The sequence below is a fragment of the Acetobacter sp. UBA5411 genome (assembly GCF_002409645.1).
Classification (GTDB): Bacteria; Pseudomonadota; Alphaproteobacteria; order Acetobacterales; family Acetobacteraceae; genus Acetobacter.
The window spans coordinates 86,485-105,644 of sequence record NZ_DHNR01000005.1; the positions used below are offsets into that span (position 1 = coordinate 86,485).

Annotated in this window: 16 protein-coding genes; 12 read left to right on the forward strand and 4 right to left on the reverse strand. The window is 58.0% G+C overall.

What is annotated here, in order from left to right; all coding sequences use genetic code 11:
• Nucleotides 1-133: 133 nt before the first annotated feature.
• Complete coding sequence (locus B3759_RS01240) at nt 134-2,077, reverse strand: hypothetical protein (RefSeq protein ID WP_291362884.1); 1,944 nt, start codon at nt 2,075-2,077, stop codon at nt 134-136.
• Nucleotides 2,078-2,678: 601 nt separating this feature from the next.
• Between B3759_RS01240 and B3759_RS01245 the strand changes: the two genes are divergently transcribed.
• The 12 genes from B3759_RS01245 to B3759_RS01300 all read left to right on the forward strand — a co-directional run bounded on the left by B3759_RS01245 (nt 2,679) and on the right by B3759_RS01300 (nt 15,108).
• On the forward strand, nt 2,679-3,419 hold the full coding sequence (locus tag B3759_RS01245; protein ID WP_291362885.1) for a tetratricopeptide repeat protein: 741 nt from the start codon (nt 2,679-2,681) through the stop codon (nt 3,417-3,419).
• Between the two features lie 141 nt (nt 3,420-3,560).
• Nucleotides 3,561-4,883 (forward strand): ammonium transporter, encoded by a 1,323-nt coding sequence (locus tag B3759_RS01250; RefSeq protein WP_291362886.1) that lies wholly within the window; start codon nt 3,561-3,563, stop codon nt 4,881-4,883.
• A 226-nt stretch (nt 4,884-5,109) separates the two neighbouring features.
• Nucleotides 5,110-6,705, forward strand: coding sequence for a gamma-glutamyltransferase family protein (locus B3759_RS01255; RefSeq protein ID WP_291362887.1), 1,596 nt, complete (start codon nt 5,110-5,112; stop codon nt 6,703-6,705).
• A 5-nt stretch (nt 6,706-6,710) separates the two neighbouring features.
• Nucleotides 6,711-8,015, forward strand: a complete 1,305-nt coding sequence (locus tag B3759_RS01260; RefSeq protein ID WP_291362888.1) for an allantoate amidohydrolase — start codon at nt 6,711-6,713, stop codon at nt 8,013-8,015.
• Nucleotides 8,012-9,274 carry a pyridoxal-phosphate-dependent aminotransferase family protein gene (locus B3759_RS01265; protein ID WP_291362889.1) on the forward strand — a complete coding sequence of 421 codons (1,263 nt, stop codon included), beginning with the start codon at nt 8,012-8,014 and terminating at the stop codon, nt 9,272-9,274. Before B3759_RS01260 ends, B3759_RS01265 begins: the two co-directional genes overlap by 4 nt.
• Nucleotides 9,271-10,185, forward strand: coding sequence for an allantoinase PuuE (gene puuE / locus B3759_RS01270; protein ID WP_291362890.1), 915 nt, complete (start codon nt 9,271-9,273; stop codon nt 10,183-10,185). The genes B3759_RS01265 and puuE overlap by 4 nt, the downstream gene beginning before the upstream one ends.
• On the forward strand, nt 10,182-10,709 hold the full coding sequence (uraD, locus tag B3759_RS01275) for a 2-oxo-4-hydroxy-4-carboxy-5-ureidoimidazoline decarboxylase (protein ID WP_291362891.1): 528 nt from the start codon (nt 10,182-10,184) through the stop codon (nt 10,707-10,709). The genes puuE and uraD overlap by 4 nt, the downstream gene beginning before the upstream one ends.
• The gene (gene uraH, locus B3759_RS01280) at nt 10,706-11,059 is read left to right on the forward strand and encodes a hydroxyisourate hydrolase (protein WP_291362892.1); all 354 of its coding nucleotides are present in this window, start codon (nt 10,706-10,708) and stop codon (nt 11,057-11,059) included. The genes uraD and uraH overlap by 4 nt, the downstream gene beginning before the upstream one ends.
• A 199-nt stretch (nt 11,060-11,258) precedes the next feature.
• On the forward strand, nt 11,259-12,041 hold the full coding sequence (locus B3759_RS01285) for a hypothetical protein (RefSeq protein ID WP_291362893.1): 783 nt from the start codon (nt 11,259-11,261) through the stop codon (nt 12,039-12,041).
• Nucleotides 12,042-12,135: 94 nt separating this feature from the next.
• Complete coding sequence (locus tag B3759_RS01290; protein ID WP_291362894.1) at nt 12,136-12,849, forward strand: nucleoside triphosphate hydrolase; 714 nt, start codon at nt 12,136-12,138, stop codon at nt 12,847-12,849.
• Nucleotides 12,846-13,601 carry a hypothetical protein gene (locus B3759_RS01295; RefSeq protein ID WP_291362895.1) on the forward strand — a complete coding sequence of 252 codons (756 nt, stop codon included), beginning with the start codon at nt 12,846-12,848 and terminating at the stop codon, nt 13,599-13,601. Before B3759_RS01290 ends, B3759_RS01295 begins: the two co-directional genes overlap by 4 nt.
• A gap of 133 nt (nt 13,602-13,734) precedes the next feature.
• Nucleotides 13,735-15,108: a lipopolysaccharide biosynthesis protein gene (locus B3759_RS01300; protein WP_291362896.1), complete on the forward strand. Its 1,374-nt coding sequence runs from the start codon at nt 13,735-13,737 to the stop codon at nt 15,106-15,108.
• 85 nt (nt 15,109-15,193) lie between these two features.
• On the opposite strand, the gene B3759_RS01305 is transcribed toward B3759_RS01300, so the two are convergent.
• From B3759_RS01305 to B3759_RS01315, 3 genes are all read right to left on the reverse strand, one after another.
• Complete coding sequence (locus B3759_RS01305; protein WP_291362897.1) at nt 15,194-15,571, reverse strand: hypothetical protein; 378 nt, start codon at nt 15,569-15,571, stop codon at nt 15,194-15,196.
• Between the two features lie 150 nt (nt 15,572-15,721).
• Complete coding sequence (locus B3759_RS01310; RefSeq protein ID WP_291362898.1) at nt 15,722-16,723, reverse strand: ribonucleotide-diphosphate reductase subunit beta; 1,002 nt, start codon at nt 16,721-16,723, stop codon at nt 15,722-15,724.
• A gap of 213 nt (nt 16,724-16,936) precedes the next feature.
• Nucleotides 16,937-18,838, reverse strand: coding sequence for a ribonucleoside-diphosphate reductase subunit alpha (locus tag B3759_RS01315; RefSeq protein ID WP_291363235.1), 1,902 nt, complete (start codon nt 18,836-18,838; stop codon nt 16,937-16,939).
• Nucleotides 18,839-19,160: the final 322 nt, after the last annotated feature.

Sequence of the window (19,160 nt, forward strand, 5' to 3'; positions counted from 1 at the left end):
CATCTGGTTGACTGACGATCCTGCCCAATAGCCGACTTTCTGGTTCGCCGCTAAAGCAGACATCAGCCGCTCGCAATCGGAAGCAGATCAACACCCGAGCCGCCCCGAAAGGCAGCCCGGGCAAACTGTCTGCTTAAGCAGCAAACAGCTTCTCGGAATCATGAGCCGTCACAATCGGCGTCGTCACGTCGGAAGTCGTGTTCAGCAGCGCCCCAGCACTCACCGCCACATGCTCGGTCGGCAGAACTGAACCCGCCGCTGCCACCAGAGTGGCCGCACTGCTGCCCGTCGCCGATTGCGCGAAATCAGAGACAACCGAAGCCTGAACCTCTTTACCGCTCGCAATAGATGCAAGAGATGCAGAGGAACTGGTCAGAGAAGACGCCGCTTCAATATGGCTCAGCACCACGTCCTTGCCATCGCTCAGACCAATGGTCAGGGTATAGCTGCCATCACCATTCTTGCTGTAAACTTCGGATGTCGCACTCACACCCTCATTCGGGTTGATAAGAAACTGCGTGTTTGCAGTTACACCGGAGAAAGTCGTCTGAATATTCTGAAGATTTCCGCTCAGAACAATCGCGTCGCTCGTCCCGTCAACATTCACCGTGCTCGTATTGCCATACAGCGAGGCATACCAAGTGCTGTCATCCTTCAGATTGATCGTCGGAAGATCGACTTCCTGCGCGGATAAAGCGGAACCGAAAGTCGAATGATCCAGCGTCAGCGTGCCACCACCCGCAAGATGGTTGCTGTCCACAATAACATTGCTGGTATTGTCTTCGATCGTCAGTGTTCCATCAATCGCACTGACACCGCCCAGTCCGACTTTCGCCGCCGTGTCGATCACCAGTGAGCCCTGGTCACGAACTTCAAGACCTGCCGTTGAGAACACATAGCTTTCAGGATTTTCACCCGCTGCCGCGCTGATCGTCAGCGTGGCGCTGTCATTTACCGACAGGCTGACAAACTGGGCTGAATCCGCCTGAGAGACAACAACATCAGATGTCCCGCCCACAGTCCCCTGCAAACAGCTGTCACTTTGCGGGATCACACCGGCAGACCAGTTGGCGGAATCAGACCAGTCGCCGGAAGCCGCCGTATAACGATCATTGGCGGTGCTGCTGTGATCCACCACGCCAGCCCCGGTGGTCACGTCATCTCCCGTGTTCGCTGCCGTAGCCGCCGTGTTCTGCAACGCTTCATGGATCGCGGAGGTGCTGTAATCAGGAGTCGTCGCAGCCGCGTTGCTGTCCGTCAGAGTGTAGTTACCATCAGCCGTTTCCCCGATCGAAACCGCCCCCGGCTTAAATCCGTCAGCCGGAACAATGTCGTTCGCCGTCAGCGTGGTGCCGTTCGACAGCGCAATGATCATGCTGTACGTGCCGTCGCCATTCGACGACATCGTCGCCGCCGTCGGATGAACACCATCTTCCGAGGCAATCTCGATCCGCGCATTTTCCGAAAAACCAATGATCTTCGTAGCAACAGTCGGATCGTTGGATGGCAGAACGAGCGTATTCACCGATGCCGGATCGAATGTCACCGAATGTCCCGATGCAGCCCAGCGTGTATAAAGCGTGCTGCCGCCCTGCAACGTGATATCCATATCCGGGATATGCACCAGCGCCTCAGGCGATCCAAGCGTCGCATTGATCAGATTCAGCGTGCCGGTGCCGTTCAGCGAATTTCCGTCCAGAACAACATTGTTGTCGTTGTTCATAATCGTGACCGTGCCACCCCGGATCTGCGTGTACAGCCCAAGATCGACAGCGGACGGTGTGTCGATAATCAGAGAACCAGTCTCGGCAACCTCAATCGAATGGGTTGCAAAAACATAACCTGTGTCGGCCGTGCCGCCGTCAGCCGTAATTTTCAGTGTGCCATTGTCGCCAATGCTCACGGAACTGATCTGGCTGTAGGAAACACCGCCAGCCACCGCCACAACCGGCGTACCATCCCATCCGGTAATGTCAGCACTCTGACAGGTTTTGCTATGGGGAACATCGCCATTGGACCAGTTCGAGGCAGAGTAAAAATCTCCCTCTGCCGCGCCATTCCAGTAAGTGGTTGTCATAATCGAGCAGACCTTCTGATATGCGATCTGTCGTAAAACCCCGAAAGCTTCCGGATAAAAAAGGAAGTGGGTTGGTAATGACAGGATCGCCGGATGTGTTGCGAAATATTTCTTTTCGCAACGCAGAGTAGATGCCATTAAAATACAGTTAATCAAGTTAAATTATAAAAATTAATCTGGATTTTATTTTATTTATTGGAATATTATAAAATAATATACAAAATTATATTATGTAAATGAGTAATATTCATCTGGTAAATATTACGGTTCTAGCTCTCCCCGAGACACGAAACATTTTCTCGTTCATCCCGGATATAAACTCTGCCGGAAGTCCGCATCAGAAAATCTCACTACCCGAACCGTTCTCATAAATGATAAAATTTCCTCAGGTCCCTTTTATAGAAAGAAAACAGCACTCCATCAGGACCCGGTGCACCGGAAGGAGCAGAATACCTTCCAGGCAGATACAGGAAAACCAAGCCCCGGATAGCCACCCCGATACTCCCGCTACCTGTTCATAAGACAGCGAGCAAAGACCTGAATTCTTGCTCTCACCACCTACGCGATGCTACTGAGAGGCCTTCGCAACAAGAGTCCCGCCATGATCTCCCGCCTGCTTCCGGGGAAACGTCCTGCCGAGCGCACCCCTCTTCCGGCCCATATTGAACAGATCCGTCTTGAAGCCCTGAAAGGCGACCCTCTCGCCCAGACGCAGTGGGGACAGGCCCTTCTCAGCAGCACTTTCATGCAGAGCGACCCGATGGCAGCCGTCGGATGGTTTAAAATCGCGGCCAGTGCCGGTTTTGGACCAGCCAGCAACATGCTTGGGCGTTGCTATCACTTTGGTCACGGAGTGGAGAAAGATCTGGCGCAGGCGGCTGTCCATTACGAAAAAGCTGCCTCTCTCGGCGATGAATGGGGGCGTTATAATCTGGGCATCCTTGCTCTGAGAGGACTTGGTATGCCCGTAGATCGCCCACGGGCATTCGCCCTATTCAAGGAAGCTGCCCACAACGGTCACGCCAAATCCATGAACCTCTATGCCCGCTTTCTTGAAGAAGGATGGGAAGTGCCGCAGGACCGACAGGCAGCGCTAGCCTGGTACAGGCGCTCAGCAGAACAGGGCGACTATCGCGGACAGCATAATTACGCGACGGCGCTGGCTGAAGCCGACCTTGTCGAGGAAGCCCTCTCATGGTGGCGGAAGGCCGTGCAGGACAAGGATGTCACGCCGGATATTCTTCAGGCGATGAAACGCTCCCTGACGGCGCTTGATAAGAACGGAGACGATGCTCTTCTTGCGGATGTTGATCGCAAGCTCGACGTTTTTCTGAAGAAATGAGTGTGTCCTTCCTGTAGCCTGATCTTTGGAACCCATCCGGTCCAGCGACGCTTGAGCCTGACAGTCACCCGTTGCGCATAGAGCCTTTGCGTTACAGAAAGCTCCATACCGGACAGTCCGGCGCTTCATAAAGGTTCACTCATGTTTCCTGAACAGGTTTCGACGGCCAATATTCTGTCCGCATTCATCTATGTCGTCAGCGCCGTCAGTGTGATCCTGGTGCTGATCGGCCTTGGTCTGGTCGATGCCGGTCTGGTCCGAAAAAACAATGTCCTGCATTGCTGGGTGCAGAAAATAACGACCTGCATGATCGGTGGTCTCGCCACGTTCTTTGTGGGGGACGCCATCTGGCAGTGGCAATTCTATACCGCCTTCGGCACGCCACATCCGTTCTTGCAGGCCTTTATTGACTGGTGGCCCGGAAGTGCCGCCATGAGCACGCCCGCTCTGGCGCAGGACCCGAAACTGGTTCCCGGTGCTGATACGCAGCAGGTCTTCTCGGTCTTCTTCGTAACCTTCGCCATGGCGACCGTCGCTCTCATTCACAGCGGAACGGTGGAGCGGATACGCAGCGCACCTCTTTATGTCATGTCACTTGCAACAGGTCTCATCTTCTGCCCGCTCGCAGCGTATCTGACATGGGGGCCGCTTTCGCCTCTCACCAATAATGGTCTGCATGATTTTGAAGGAGCCGTCGCGCTTTACGTCTTTACCGGCACATGGACGCTGGTGACGGCATGGCGGATGGGACCGCGAGCCGGTGTGTTTATCCCCGACCCTGAAGGGGTGCAGCCGAAACCGAGCAATTACGGCAATATCGCCTCCGGGGCGCTGTTCGTTTTCATGGCGATCCCGCTCATTGCCCTTGGCTCGACATGGATTACACCGGGGAAGACTGTTTACGGCATCACCATGGTCCCGACCGGACTGGGTATCGTGCTGAAAAACGTGTTCCTCGCCCTGCTCGGCGGCGGTGTCAGCGGGGCCGCTCTGGCAGCGCTTCTGAGAGAACCGGTCTGGGTGTTTTTCGGTCCCATCGCCGGGGCTGTCATGACCGGTACCGTTTTTGACGTTGCCGGTTCTATGGAAAGCCTTGCCTTTGGCGTGATCGGGCCGATCCTTGCCGTGATTGTGTCCCGTGCGCTCGTGCATCTGCGCATTGATGAGCCGAAAGTGGCGCCGCTTGCCTTTGGTCCCGGTATCGTCGGTTCACTGGTGGGCGGTTTCCTGCACTGGAGGACTGGAACCGGCGGTTTTACCGATCTGCCTGCGCCCTATGCGCTCGATCATGCCCATATCACGCCGCTCTTTCAGTTGATTGGCATCATCACCGTAATCCTGCTGTCTGCTGTGCCCGCCTATGTCATCTGTCGCGTTTTTGAAGCCACCTCCGGACTTCGCATCTCTCGCGAGTGCGAAAGAAACGGTATGGACGTGACCTACTGGGGGCACGACAAGGACTGAGCTTCTGGCTGGGACGATTGTCGTATCAGCCGATACCGGAATAACGGCAATGACGTTTCGGCGTCGAAAAAAACTGCCTATTCCGGTGTGACTGCAATGAAATGGCAGGCTTACTGCTGAATGCATGCGCGGCATCCCTGACGACAACTGGCAAAAAGAGGTTTTTCAAGTTACATCTGGTCCTACGAAAAACTGATCCATAGACAACAGGAAAGGTGGCTGCAGGATGCTGCATACGGCCCGTTCATTGCGCGGCATGGTTACCGCACCGCATCATCTGGCGTCACAGGCAGGCCTTGCCATTCTTCGTGATGGCGGCTCGGCTCTTGAGGCCGTCGTGGCGACCGCCGCAGCCCTCGCCGTCGTCTATCCTCATATGACTTCCATCGGCGGCGACGCCTTCTGGCTCATCACATGGCCCGACGGACGTACCGAGACCATCGACGCCTGCGGAGCCGCCGCTGCGGCCGCCGATCTGAACCTGTATCGCAAGGCGGGTCACAAGACCGTGCCATGGCGTGGACCGCTGGCCGCCAATACGGTCGCAGGCACCCTGTCCGGCTGGGCAAAGGCGCTGGAACTGGCAGAAAAAGCCAACGGGTCGGTGCTGCCGTTGCAACAGATCCTTGCCGAAGCCATTCACCATGCCGAAGCCGGTGTTCCTGTCACAGCGGGCGGAGCCGCGCTGGCCCGTGAGAAATCCACTGAACTCGCACCTGTATCGGGCTATGCCGCCATCTTCGAACCCGAAGGCCGTCCGCTGGAAGAAGGCGACATTCTTCGCAATCCGGCCCTCGGCGCGACCCTCCGCGAACTGGCTGTGTCTGGCCTTCAGGATTTCTATACCGGCTCCGTCGCGCGCCGTATCGCTGCCGATCTTGCCTGCGCGGGCAGTCCGGTCAGTGCGGAGGATCTCGCAACGCACCGGGCGCAGGTCCGTGTTCCGCTCTCCGTGCCCATCAAGGGCGCGACGCTCTACAATATGGCCCCGCCGACACAGGGCGTTGCATCCCTGCTCATCCTCGCACTCTTCGACAGACTGAAAGCCGATGAAGGTGAGAGTTTCGCGCATATTCACGGACTGATCGAAGCGACCAAGCAGGCCTTCCGTTACCGCGACACGCATGTGGGCGACCCGGCCTATATGACCGTGGAAGCACAGCATCTGCTGGACGATCCAGCCGCACTGGACGCCATGGCCGCCGCCATTGATCCGCAGCGCGCCGCCCCGTGGCCGCACCCGTCACAGGCGGGCGATACCGTGTGGATGGGCGCGGTCGATGCGAACGGTGTAGGCGTGAGCATGATCCAGAGCACCTATTTCGAATTCGGCTCCGGCGTCGTGCTGCCGCAAACCGGCATCGTCTGGCAGAATCGTGGAGCCAGTTTCCGTCTTGAAGAAGATGGCTGGAACGCGCTCCGGCCCGGTCGCAAGCCGTTCCATACCCTGAACCCGGCTGCAGCCCGCTTCGATGATGGACGCGTGATGGTCTACGGCACGATGGGCGGCGAAGGACAGCCGCAGACGCAGGCCGCCGTGTTCTCGCGCTATGCCCGTTACGACATGGGTCTTCAGGCCGCCGTCACCGCGCCGCGCTGGCTGCTGGGGCGCACATGGGGACAGGAAAGCGTGACCCTGAAATATGAGGACCGGTTCGCACCAGAACTGATCGCGCAACTGGGCGCAGCAGGACACGCCATTGAGCGGGTCGCGCCTTTCACGTCCATGATGGGACATGCCGGAGCATTGGTCCGCCATCCGAATGGCGTGATTGAAGGGGCGACCGATCCACGCAGCGATGGCGGGGTCGCGGCATGGTGAGGACCATGACGGACGACTCTGGCGCGGCGGCTGGCGAACGCGCCGTCGCCCGCTGTGATGTGCTCGGCGTTTCCCCTTTCAGCGATGAAATCGATCTGCTTTATCGCCCATGGCTTGGTCCGGGGTTCATCGCCACGGTGGAAGCCATCTCGAACTGGATGCGTCAGGCGGGCATGACGGTAAGGCAGGACGCCGCCACCAACCTGATCGGTCGTTATGAAGGTACCATGCCGGACGCGCCCGCGCTGCTGTTCGGCTCGCATCTGGACTCGGTGCGGGATGGCGGGCGCTATGACGGTATGCTCGGCGTCATCGCGGCGCTGGAAGTGGTCGCCGGATTTCATGAAAGAGGCGAACGCTTTCCCTTCGCCATCGAGATTGTCGGTTTCGGCGATGAGGAAGGCTCACGCTTTCCCATCACCATGCTGACCACCCGCTCCATCGCCGGTGTTCTGGAAGAAGATGACCCTGTCGCGGCTTTTGCCGAACTTCGTGACGGCAACGGTCTCACGGTCGAACAGGCTCTGGCCCGCGTGGGACTGACGCCGCGCGGCATGGCGGCGGCCAGACGCCCAAAAGACAGCGTTCTGGCCTATGTCGAGGCGCATATCGAGCAGGGGCCGGTTCTGGAAGCCGAAGGACGGGCGCTCGGTGTGGTGAGCGGCATTGCCGCGCAAAGGCGTTTCGAGATCAGGGTGCATGGCATGGCCGGTCATGCCGGCACCATGGCGATGTCGCTGCGACAGGATGCGCTGACGGCAGCGGCGGAAATGGTTTTGGCCATCGAGCGCATCGGCATGGCGGGCGGGGATCGTGATGGGCTTGTGGCCACGGTCGGCCTGTTGCGCACATGGCCCGGCGTGGCAAATGTCGTGCCGGGTGATGTCACCTTTACCATCGATGCCCGCGCCGGAACCATCGCGACACGCGACAGGGCTGTGAATGAAATTCTTGCGGCCCTGAAAGACATTGCTGAACGTCGCGGTGTCGAGATCGAGATCATCCCGCGCGAGAATCTTGATCCCTCCCCCTGTGATCCGCATCTCATGACGCTGATGGAAACAGCCGTTCAGGACGTGACCGGCGAGCCTGCACGCGTATTGGTCAGCGGCGCGGGCCATGACGCGATGATCATGTCGCGGCTGGCGCCGATGGCAATGCTGTTCATCCGCTGCGAGAAAGGCATCAGCCACAACCCGGCGGAAGCCGTGCTACCCGCCGACGTGGGCGAGGCCGTTACCGCCCTGACCCGTTTTGTCCGCCTCTTCGCCGACGATTACAGCAAGACCCAAGGGAGACATTCCGCATGACCGTGCCAGTTTTCGGCCAGATCGATCCGCCGCAGCGTCTGTTGATGGGGCCGGGGCCGGTCAATGTGCATCCGCGTGTGCTGCGGGCGATGAGCGCGGACATGCTCGGGCAGTTCGATCCCGAGATGACGACCTACATGAACGAGACGATGGAACTCTATCGCGAAGTGTTCATGACGCGGAACCGCTGGACGTTCCTGATCGACGGCACGGCGCGGGCGGGTATCGAGGCGGCGCTGGTCTCGCTGCTGGAACCCGGCATGACGGTGCTGATCGTGCGTGCCGGACGGTTCGGTCTTTTGCTGTCCGAAATCGCGGAACGGATCGGCGCGGACATCCGCACGATTGATCTGGAATGGGGTGAGGTCGCTTCACTGGACGCCATCGAGGCCGCCTTCAAGGAACACAAGCCGCGTGTCTTCGCCTGTATCCACGGCGACACCTCCACCACAACGGCGCAGCCGCTTGAAGGTCTGGGCGAACTCTGCCGCAAATATGACGTGCTGTCCTATGTCGATGCGACCGCCACTCTCGGCGGCATGCCGGTGGATGTGGACGGCTGCGGCCTGGACATCGTCACGGCCGGACTTCAGAAGTGCATGGGAGGGCCGCCGGGCTCCTCACCCATCACGATTTCCGACCGCGCTGCCGAGCATATCTTCAGCCGTCGTCACGTGGAAAAAGGTATTCGCGGCGCGGATGCCGACGATGGGTATGGAGCGCGGATCAGCTCCAACTACTTCGATCTGGCCATGGTCATGGATTACTGGTCGGAGAAGCGTCTGAACCACCATACCGAAGCAACGACCATGCTCTACGGCGCACGTGAGTGCGGACGCGTGATGCTGGAAGAGGGGCTGAAAAACCGCTTCGACCGTCATCGTGCTGCCGGAGCCGCCATGACGGCGGGACTTCGGGCGCTTGGGCTGAAAGTGTTCGGGCATGACGAATACCGCATGACGAACGTGACCGGCGTGTGGATTCCGGATGGTGTGAATGGTGAGGCGGTACGTCGCCGGATGCGCGAGGATTTCGAGATCGAGATCGGCACGGCGTTCGGGCCGCTGGCCGGAAAGATCTGGCGGATTGGCGCGATGGGTTACAACGCCATGAAGCACAAGGTACTGCTGACGCTCGGCGCACTGGAAAGCGTTCTGGCTGCGGAAGGCTATGCCACCCCACGAGGCGCGGGTGTGGATGCCGCACTGATCGCATGGAACAAGGTGCTTCCAGATGCCCTGAAAGCGCACGACGCATGAGCGCTTATCCCCGCGACATGGTGGGTTACGGCGGGAACCCGCCGGACCCGGAATGGCCCGGCAAGGCCCGTGTGGCCGTGCAGTTCGTCATCAATTATGAGGAAGGGGCTGAAAACTCGGTCCTGCATGGTGACGCTGGATCAGAAGCCTTCCTGTCCGAAATGGTCGGCGCACGCTCCATTCCCGACGCCCGGGCGATGGCGATGGAAAGCCTCTACGAATACGGCTCCCGCGCCGGATTCTGGCGTCTGCATCGTCTGTTCACGGAACGCGAGCTGCCGGTCACGGTCTTCGGCGTCGCCGAAGCGATGGCGCGCAATCCGGAAGCCGTGTTCGCCATGATGAAGGCGGACTGGGAAATCGCCTCGCATGGTCTGCGGTGGATCGATTATCAGGACGTGCCTGAAGAAGTTGAGCGTCACCATATCCAGCGTGCGATTGCGCTCCAGCAGGCGCTGACGGGCAAGCGTCCGCTGGGCTGGTATCAGGGCCGCACCAGCCCGAACACGGCGCGACTGATCGCCGAAGAAGGCGGCTTTGTCTACGACGCCGATTCCTACGCCGACGACCTCCCCTATTATGACCACACATGGGAATCCGTAACGGGAAAGCCCCAGTTGATCGTGCCTTATACGCTCGACGTGAACGACATGAAGATCGTGGCGTATAACGGCTTTTCAGAGGGCGAGGAGTTCTTCCGCTATCTGCGCGATACATTCGATCAGCTGTGGGAGGAAGGAGCCACTCATCCCCGGATGATGTCCGTCGGGCTTCATTGCCGCATTGCCGGACGGCCGGGACGGGCGCGGGCCGTGGCGCGGTTCCTTGACCATGTGAGGCAGCATGACCGGGTCTGGGTCGCGCGACGCATCGATATCGCCCGTCACTGGCTCAAGGTCTTTCCGGAATGAACTCTGTCTTTGCCCATATCAATGCGTTGAATCAGGACGACTTCACCACACTGTTCGGCGCGCTTTACGAACATTCGCCCTGGATCGCGCAGCAAGCATGGAAGGCGCGGCCTTTTCAGGATGAGGACGCGCTGCTTGCCGCCTTCCGGGATGTGGTTGCGAAAGCGCCGTCTGCCGCCCAGATGCTGCTGATCCGTGAGCATCCCGAACTGGCGCGTAAGGTCGGGGTTGATGACACACTGACCGCGGCCTCGCAGAACGAGCAGTCTTCCGCCGGGCTTGATCGTCTGACACCAGCCGAACATGCCCGCTTCACGGCGAGCAATGAAGTCTATCGGGCAAAATTCGATATGCCCTTCATCATCTGCGTCCGGCTCAGCGAGAAAGACCATATTCTCAATGAGATGGAGCGTCGGACGCGCAACACTGCCGATGAAGAACGCCGGGCCGCACTGGCGGAAATCGACAAGATCGCCGCCATACGCTGCCGCGATGTTCTGAAGACACTGGAGACGAAAGCATGAGCAGTCTTTCAACCCACGTTCTGGATCAGGTCAGCGGTCGGCCTGCCGCCGGCATGTCGGTCACGCTCTGGCGGGGTGAGACCATCCTGTTCGCAGGCGTCACCAACGAGGACGGACGCTGCCCGGAACTAAAATCGCTCGGTGAACTGGAGCCCGGCTCTTACCGGCTGGAGTTTGCGGTCGCCCCCTATTTCCGCCAGGAAGGTGTTACGCTGAGTGAGCCGCCATTTCTCGATACCGTGCCGATCGTCTTCGGGATTGCAGCCCCTCGCGAAGGCAAGACGGGCAGCCATTATCACGTGCCTCTTCTGGTCGCGCCGTTTGCCTATTCAACCTACAGGGGCAGCTGATCCTCTCCTGAAGCTCAGGGCTTAGTCCACTCAAACGTTCTTCGCAGACAGCGCCACGTCGCCCCCGCGACGTGCTTCTGATTGCACGGTGACACCCATCTTAATCTTGGCGTTTCCGACCAAATTACGCGATGATGCAAAGTCCGGCGTTCTGACGTAAAGGGACGCCAGAAATGTCTTCCGGAGCGTTTGTCTGACAATGTCTCTTGCTATTCCCGACTGGATGCCACTCTGGGCGCAGGTTCTGCTGCTCGGTCTTGGAATCATTGTCATCGTAGCGTTTCTACTGATGCCTTTCGCCGTTTACGGTGTGAAAGGACGGCTGTCTGAAATCGCATTGCAGCTTGAGGATGCGAGGGCCGATCTCCGCGTTCTGACCATGCGTGTCGGCGCGCTCGTTCCGGAGCAGACGGCAGCGCGCAGGAAACCGGAGGCATCGGCGCCACAGGAAGAGTGGATTCCGCCTGCTGCAGCACCGACTTCCTCTCCGGAATTTCAGCCTGTCTCCGCGCCACGCCCCCGTGCGACCGGAATGGCTCCCTCCCCACTCCTGCCTCCGGATGTTGTTCAACCCGCTCAGGACACTGCTCCGCGCACACCTGTCACGCCTGCGGAAGATCTTCCCAAGGAAGCACCTGCGCCGGTTGAAAAACCTTTTTCCGTGCGGCGGGAACGGACGTCTCCATCCTTCGGCTCGACCTCTCCCCTGCGTGCTTCCGACGCCTACGAACCCGGTCCGCCGCGCCCGCCAGAACTCCGTGCAACCCGTGTGGAACGGGAGGCTCCCGCTGCCCCGCCTGTGGACCGATCAGTGGGACGGATGCCGTGGCACAACGCAGGTCGCCCAGAGGAACCCACCTTCTCACGGCAGTCACCGCCTCCCACCCGGACCGGCGACATACCTCCGGCTGACGGCAGAACGGAGCCGGTATTACGCTGGCCTTCACGTCCGTCAGAACAGCCTCCACACAGCGACAGATGACGGCCGATATTTTTCTGTTACACGGTCATATGTATAATTGATGACAGACAGTGCCGCTCATCCTGAGCCGCATCAAAGGACGTACCGCTCCCTTATGGCTATCTCAGGCCCCATCATCGCTGTCGTCGGTTCGGATGGCAGCGGGAAATCGACCGTCGGCACAGCGTTGCTGGCATGGATGCGCGAGACGCAGCCGACCGCCCTCTGCCATCTTGGAAAACAGAGCGGAGAACTGGGCCGCAAGATCGCCCGCCTCCCGTTCGTGGGCAAGAAAGCAGACCGCAGAATCGTCAAGGTCACCAGCAGCGCCCGCCAGAATCGCAGGATCAGATTCTTCCCGGCTCTGGTCATGTTCGCGCTCTCCATGCGCCGCGTCATCCGCTTTCGCCGTATGCTCCGACTGCACCGGCAGGGTGTCTGCATTCTCACAGACCGCTATCCGCAGGTCGCCGTGCCGGGACCGATGGACGGACCGAGCCTGACCTTTTCTCCACGCAACAGTGCTGTCGTGCAGTTCCTGACGATGCAGGAACGGGGTCTCTATGACTGGATGGCAAGCACCGTTCCGGATCTGGTGATCCGTCTGAATGTCGATCTTGAAACAGCCGTATCCCGCAAGCCCGACCACCGCCTCACCTCGCTTGAACGCAAGATTGCGGATGTTCCAAAACTGAGCTTCAACGGTGCGCCCATTCTGGATCTGGATGCGACAGAACCACTGAATGTCGTGCTGGAAAAGGCCAAAAGCGCCATCACGGAAGCTCTTATCCGGCATCGGGCGCAAGCCTCGGATGGACAGACAGCATGATGAGCCAGACCAACAGCGGTTCGCAGCCTTATGCTGCCCCACGGTCAGCCCGCGCCCAAAAGGCATCGCTCGCGCCGCTCGTGGCCCTGATTGGTTGCGACGGTGCTGGCAAAACTGCCATTTCCAATGAACTCGCAGCACAGCTCAATCAGGTCCGACCCACCCAGACCTTCTATCTTGGTCTGGGCTCCGGTGATCTGGGCCGCAAGATCGGCACCATTCCGCTGATCGGACCGGCTCTGGAGAAACTGCTGACCGGCAAGGCCAAGAAGACCCGCTCCAAAGGCGAGAAAATCCCCGGTCTGGTGACCGCACTTGTCGTGTATGGGTTCTCGCTGCTCCGGTATCGTCGTTTTCTGAAAATGCAGAATGCCCGGAAGCACGGTATCGCAGTCATCACAGACCGTTATCCCCAGACCGAGATCCCGGCATTCTATGATGGTCCCGGCCTGTCCGCCGGTCGTCCCGGCAGTCGCCTTGTCGCGGCGCTCGCCCGGAGTGAACTGCGGCTCTACCAGAAGATGGCCGCCATTAAACCGAACCTTGTGATCAAGCTGGATGTCGATCCGCAAACGGCTCTCAGCCGGAAACCGGATCATGATCTGGCGACGCTCACCGCGAAAGTGGCCGCCACCCAGAAGCTGACCTTTGGAGGCGCACCGATCGTGACGATCGACGCCCGCTCGCCCTATGCGCAGGTCAAGGAAGAGGTGACGAAGCTGTGTCGTCCCCTTGTTCTCGGCGCGCCCTGAACAGGTCGTCAGACAGAGAGGAACGGCGTTTCCTGTTGCGTCTGCGATCTTCACCCGTCATGAAGCACGGCAATACCGGGTTTACAGCGCACCCGGTTCGGAATGAAGCAGGATATCGTTCGGATCATTGGCTGTGAAAAACTGGTTTAATGACGGGATATTACGGTCCGTCGTCAAAAAAGCAGGACAACTTGCTTCCACCAAACTGCTTGGCGGCATCATCGGCCTTCTGGGACTGGTCTGCACAGGACGCGGCCTGAGCGCCGAGTTGTTTGGCACGGTGATGTTGATTCACGCCTACGCGCTGGGGGCGTCTGCGCTGACGAAATCCCAGAGCTGGCAGATGATCATCCGTTATGGCGCGCCCGCCCTGACCCGTGGCGACACCCTGCCCGCGCGCCTCGCCATCCGCTTCGCCTGTGCGATTGACGCCGTCGCGGGTGTAATCGGCATGATCGGCGCCATGTTGGCCCTGTTCTTTTTCGGCACGAAATTTGGCGTGAAGCAGGAGCATATTCCGCTCGCCATCGCCTATTGCACGCTGATCCCCACCATGTCCTGCGCCACACCCGCCGGAGCATTGCGCCTGCTGGATCGCTTTGACCTGCTCAGCATTCAGCAGATCGCCACACCGCTGATACGTTCGCTGGGCGCTGTTCTGGCGTGGATTTCCGGGCTGGGCATGCCTGCCTATCTGCTGTCGTGGTATATCGCGGACATTGCAGGCGATCTCGTGCTGTGGGGCATGGCTGTGGTTGTGCTTGACCGTCACAGAATGCTTGACGCCCTGCGTCCGAGCCTTTTTGCCGCTCCGCGCAAGTTGCCGAAAGTCTGGAGCTTCATCTGGACCACTAACCTGAACACCACGTTGGCTGTCGGCAAAGAGCCAATCAGTAACGTGATTGTCGGTGGCATGTTGGGACCAGCGGCGGTCGGCATCTACAAGATCGCCACATCAGTTATCAATTCCGCGACCAAGCCCGCCACACTGATGGAAAAAGGGTTTTATCCGGAAATCATGCGGCTTGATCCGCACACGACACGCCCCTGGAAGCTGGCGCTGAAGACCGGATTTCTAGCCGGCTGTATCGGGCTGGCTGTCGCTCTGGCGATCATGCTGCTCGGCCATCCTGTTGTCTCGCTTTTCGGCAAGAAATATCGGGAGTCAGCCAGTCTTCTTATCATGATGGCCCCTGCGCTGGTCATCACTCTTAGCGCCTTCCCGATGGAATCCCTGCTCTATATGGCGGGTCGTCCGAAGGCGTTGTTCTATTCCCATATTGTCGGCACAGGCGCTTACATCGCAGCACTGGTCTATATGACCCAGAATTTCGGATTATACGGTGCTGGTGCTGCCTTCATTGTAGGGCCGCTCCTGCTTTCGCTCTGTGCGCTGGTCCCGACCGTCTACTGCTTCTTCAACCGCCGTTCGATCGTCCCTCCGACGCCCATTCAGCTTGCTGCCGATGACGCCGGGATGGAAGAAGAGGCTCTTGCTGAAAACTGAGAGAGTTTTTGGGGAAGCTTTTTAAAAAGAGCAGCACCCAAAAACTTTCTCTATGACTTCAGATCAAAAACCGGTCCATTTCCATTCAGGAAATGTCTGAACAGGTCTGGTCTGTTCCCGGTCGCAGCAACATCGCCCGAAGACTTTCGAAGCGCACCTGATCGAGCGGAGACGGCATTTCCAATGCACGATGCTCCAATTCCCAGACCCGCTCAAACCCCAGAACCAGTTGCTCCAGCAACCGACGTCCTGATGCGCCTTGGTGTTCATTGCGTCCGATCATGACGCGCTCTGCCAGTTCAAGAAGACCACGCGCAACATCGAACTCGCCGTAATCGCAAGCAAAATGGGCATCCACCAGCAGGCGACGCGTGAGAGTGCGTCCGTTGCGGCTCGTTCTTTCCCTGTCATCCGCTACTGATCCGGTTTCCGCCAGATCATCACATCTGCGTCCGTAATCCATTTGCGCAATGCTGTCCGCATGGTTTCAAAATTGCGGGTATGAATACCCTTGCAAATCATAAAAATCTTTAGAGAATACTGCCTTTTTGGAAAAAGGCAGTATCCAGAAACTTTTATGACTCATGGTCTGAAAGCTGTCACAAAACAGCCTTCAGCCGAAAACGTCCGTTTCGAACGCCTCTTCCCAGGTTCCTGCCGTCGAAGCCCGGCTATATTCCGTCGCCCGGTTCTCGAAAAAGTTCGTGTGTTCGACAGCATTGAGCATATCATCCACCCACGGCAGCGGGTTCCGCTCAAGACCACCATAAATCGGGTCAAGACCAATCTGTCCCAGACGGCGATCCGCGATAAAGCGAATGTACGCCTTGACCTGATCAGCATCCAGACCTTCCACAGGACCAGCTTCAAACGCCAGATCAATGAAGGCGTCTTCGTGCTCGACGATGGTCTCGCAGATTTCGGTGATTTCGCTCTTGAGCCGATCCGTCCAGATCTCCGGATTTTCGTGAACGAATGTCCGGAACAGACGCGCGACAGACAGACAGTGCAGCGTCTCGTCCCTGACCGACCAGCTAACAATCTGCCCCATGCCCTTGAGCTTGTTGAAACGTGGGAAGTTCAACAGGATGGCAAAGGAAGCAAAAAGCTGAAGCCCTTCGGTAAAAGCTCCGAAAGCAGCAAGGGTTTTTGCGATTTCATGCTTATTGTCGACCGAGAAGGTCTGCATGTAATCGTATTTGTCCTTCATCTCCTTGTATTTCAGGAACATGGAATACTCGCTTTCGGGCATTCCAATCGTATCAAGGAGATGGCTGTAGGCGGCGATGTGGATCGTCTCGATATTCGAGAACGCCGACAACATCATGAGCACTTCAGTCGGTTTGAAAACCTGACTGTATTTCTTCATGTAACAGTTATTCACTTCCACATCGGACTGCGTGAAGAAGCGGAAAATCTGTGTAACCAGATGACGCTCGCCGTCGTTGAGAACGCGATGCCAATCCTTCACGTCATCAGCCAGCGGCACTTCTTCAGGCAGCCAGTGAACGCGCTGCTGCGTGAGCCAGGCGTCGTAAGCCCACGGATAGCGGAACGGCTTGTAGACCGGATTGGCGGTCAGAAGATCGAGTTTCTCATGTTCCTGCGTCGTCATCACGGCACCTGCTGTCTGGAAGGATGATCGGAAAGAAGCGCAACGGCATTTCAGCTAGAACTGATAACGCTACAGCGGCTGAATTTCCAGAAATATAAAATAAAAAGCCTTTATCTCACCGACGCTTTTCTCATCCGCGAAAGAACATCAAAAACGGGTGCAAGCGGCTTTCGCTCACACCCGTTCAGACGGCGTGCTAGGTTCCGTCTTACCTTACTGGCAGGACAGGCATTCCTCATAATTACTCGGTCCTGCCGCACCACTCTCTGCCTGAGGCTTCAGATCCATCTCATGCTTCTGTGAGACGTTGCTCACCGTGTCGGCACGCTGGATGGACAGGGAGCGACAGTAATAGAGCGATTTGACGCCCTTTTTCCATGCTTGGAAATGAATCTGGTGCAGATCGCGCTTATGGACATTCGCAGGCAGGAACAGGTTTACGGACTGTGCCTGACAGATGAACGGCGCCCGGTCAGCCGCATGTTCGACCACCCAGCGCTGATCGAGTTCGAAAGCGGTCTTGTAGACGTCTTTCTCATCCTGCGTGAGGAAATCGAGGTGCTGCACGCTGCCCTGATTCAGAGTGATCGATGACCAGACATCGTCTGTATCCTGCCCTTTCTCAATCAGCAGCTTTTTCAGATGCCGGTTACGGACAGAGAACGATCCAGACAATGTCTTCTGCAGGAAGACATTCGCCGTGATCGGTTCGATACCGGGGCTGGCATTACCTGCGATAATGGAGATTGACGCCGTCGGCGCGATAGCCAGCTTGTTTGAGAAGCGCTCCTCAAACCCATATTCGGCGGCATCAGGGCAAGGCCCGCGAGTCTTGGCCAGCGCCTTGGACGCCGCATCTGCCTGCTCACGAATCTGCTTGAAAATCTTGCGATTCCAGACTTTCGCGATGACGCTTTCGAAGGGAACTTTTCGTGCCTGCAGGAAGGAATGGAAGCCCATCACACCAAGACCAACGGAACGCTCACGCATCGCAGCATAGGCGGCGCGATGCATTTCCTTCGGCGCACGGTCGATGAAGTCCTGCAGCACGTTGTCCAGGAACAGCATCACATCTTCGATGAACTGCGGATTGTCGTGCCAGTCATCCCACGTCTCGAGATTGAGCGAGGACAGGCAGCACACCGCAGTGCGATCCTTGCCATGATGATCAATGCCCGTCGGTAGCGTGATTTCGGAACACAGGTTGGAGGTCTTGACCTCCAGACCAGCCAGCTTCTGGTGCTCCGGACGGGCATTATTCACATGGTCGGAATAGACGATGTAAGGCTCGCCCTGCTCCATGCGAGCGGTCAGGATACGAATCCACAGCGACCGCGCCGACACCTTACGGATGACCGTATGATCCTTGGGAGACAGAAGCGCCCACTGGTCATCAGCTTCCACGGCGCGCATGAACGCATCCGTGACAAGCACACCGTGATGAAGATTGAGGGCCTTACGGTTCGGATCACCACCGGTAGGGCGACGAATCTCGATGAATTCCTCGATCTCCGGATGCCAGACCGGCAGATACACCGCAGCGGAACCGCGACGCAGCGAACCCTGAGAAATCGCGAGCGTCAGACTGTCCATCACCCGGATGAACGGGATGACGCCCGATGTCTTGCCGTTACGGCCGACATTCTCGCCAATGGAGCGCAGATTGCCCCAGTAGGAACCAATGCCGCCGCCACGGGACGCCAGCCACACATTCTCGTTCCAGAGGCCGACAATGCCATCAAGGCTGTCCGAGGCTTCGTTCAGGAAGCAGGAAATCGGCAATCCACGACTTGTGCCACCGTTCGACAGAACGGGCGTTGCCGGCATGAACCAGTGACGGGAAATGTAGTCATAGAGTCGCTGTGCATGAGCAGCATCCGCCCCGTAATAGGACGCGACGCGGGCAAAGAGATCCTGATAGCCCTCATCCGGCAGGAGATAACGGTTATCCAGTGTGGCGCGACCGAAGTCGGTCAGCAGCGCATCACGGGAACGATCCACGCGAACAGGATGATGGCCGGGAAGCTGCACGATATCGTCCAGCATATCGGGCTCGAAGAGAGAACCTTCATCCTCGGAATGGTTGGCGGGGAAACCGGAGAGGGTGTCAGACATGTCTGTAGTCAGGCTCACTCAGGTTGCTCCGTGCACTCAGGCAATTTTAGTAGAATCAAGGACACGGACATTTCGTCCCGCGTTATGGGGACACAATATGCTGTATGCAGACCAACTGCTAGCACAAGATGTAGGGCAAAAGCACAAAAAAAGTATTGACGAACCAAACCCGGCGGCTTTCCGCCAAACAAAACTGGAGTGCCCATTTCAAGGCAATTTCGTTCTTTTTTTGTTCTTAAAATCAGTTCGATGCAAGCCTTTCCTTACAGAAACCTTATGGCGTCCGAAAGGCCTGTTTCGTGGTCGCTTTTCTTTCTCCCAT

Excerpts from the sequence above, each read along its gene's own strand:
- B3759_RS01245 (WP_291362885.1), top strand. The coding sequence starts at position 2,679 with ATGATCTCCCGCCTGCTTCCGGGGAAACGTCCTGCCGAGCGCACCCCT.
- puuE (WP_291362890.1), top strand. The coding sequence starts at position 9,271 with ATGAGCGCTTATCCCCGCGACATGGTGGGTTACGGCGGGAACCCGCCG.
- B3759_RS01240 (WP_291362884.1), bottom strand. The coding sequence starts at position 2,077 with ATGACAACCACTTACTGGAATGGCGCGGCAGAGGGAGATTTTTACTCT.
- B3759_RS01290 (WP_291362894.1), top strand. The coding sequence starts at position 12,136 with ATGGCTATCTCAGGCCCCATCATCGCTGTCGTCGGTTCGGATGGCAGC.
- uraH (WP_291362892.1), top strand. The coding sequence starts at position 10,706 with ATGAGCAGTCTTTCAACCCACGTTCTGGATCAGGTCAGCGGTCGGCCT.
- B3759_RS01250 (WP_291362886.1), top strand. The coding sequence starts at position 3,561 with ATGTTTCCTGAACAGGTTTCGACGGCCAATATTCTGTCCGCATTCATC.
- B3759_RS01315 (WP_291363235.1), bottom strand. The coding sequence starts at position 18,838 with ATGTCTGACACCCTCTCCGGTTTCCCCGCCAACCATTCCGAGGATGAA.
- B3759_RS01305 (WP_291362897.1), bottom strand. The coding sequence starts at position 15,571 with ATGGATTACGGACGCAGATGTGATGATCTGGCGGAAACCGGATCAGTA.
- B3759_RS01255 (WP_291362887.1), top strand. The coding sequence starts at position 5,110 with ATGCTGCATACGGCCCGTTCATTGCGCGGCATGGTTACCGCACCGCAT.
- uraD (WP_291362891.1), top strand. The coding sequence starts at position 10,182 with ATGAACTCTGTCTTTGCCCATATCAATGCGTTGAATCAGGACGACTTC.
- B3759_RS01265 (WP_291362889.1), top strand. The coding sequence starts at position 8,012 with ATGACCGTGCCAGTTTTCGGCCAGATCGATCCGCCGCAGCGTCTGTTG.
- B3759_RS01260 (WP_291362888.1), top strand. The coding sequence starts at position 6,711 with ATGACGGACGACTCTGGCGCGGCGGCTGGCGAACGCGCCGTCGCCCGC.
- B3759_RS01285 (WP_291362893.1), top strand. The coding sequence starts at position 11,259 with ATGTCTCTTGCTATTCCCGACTGGATGCCACTCTGGGCGCAGGTTCTG.
- B3759_RS01310 (WP_291362898.1), bottom strand. The coding sequence starts at position 16,723 with ATGACGACGCAGGAACATGAGAAACTCGATCTTCTGACCGCCAATCCG.
- B3759_RS01295 (WP_291362895.1), top strand. The coding sequence starts at position 12,846 with ATGATGAGCCAGACCAACAGCGGTTCGCAGCCTTATGCTGCCCCACGG.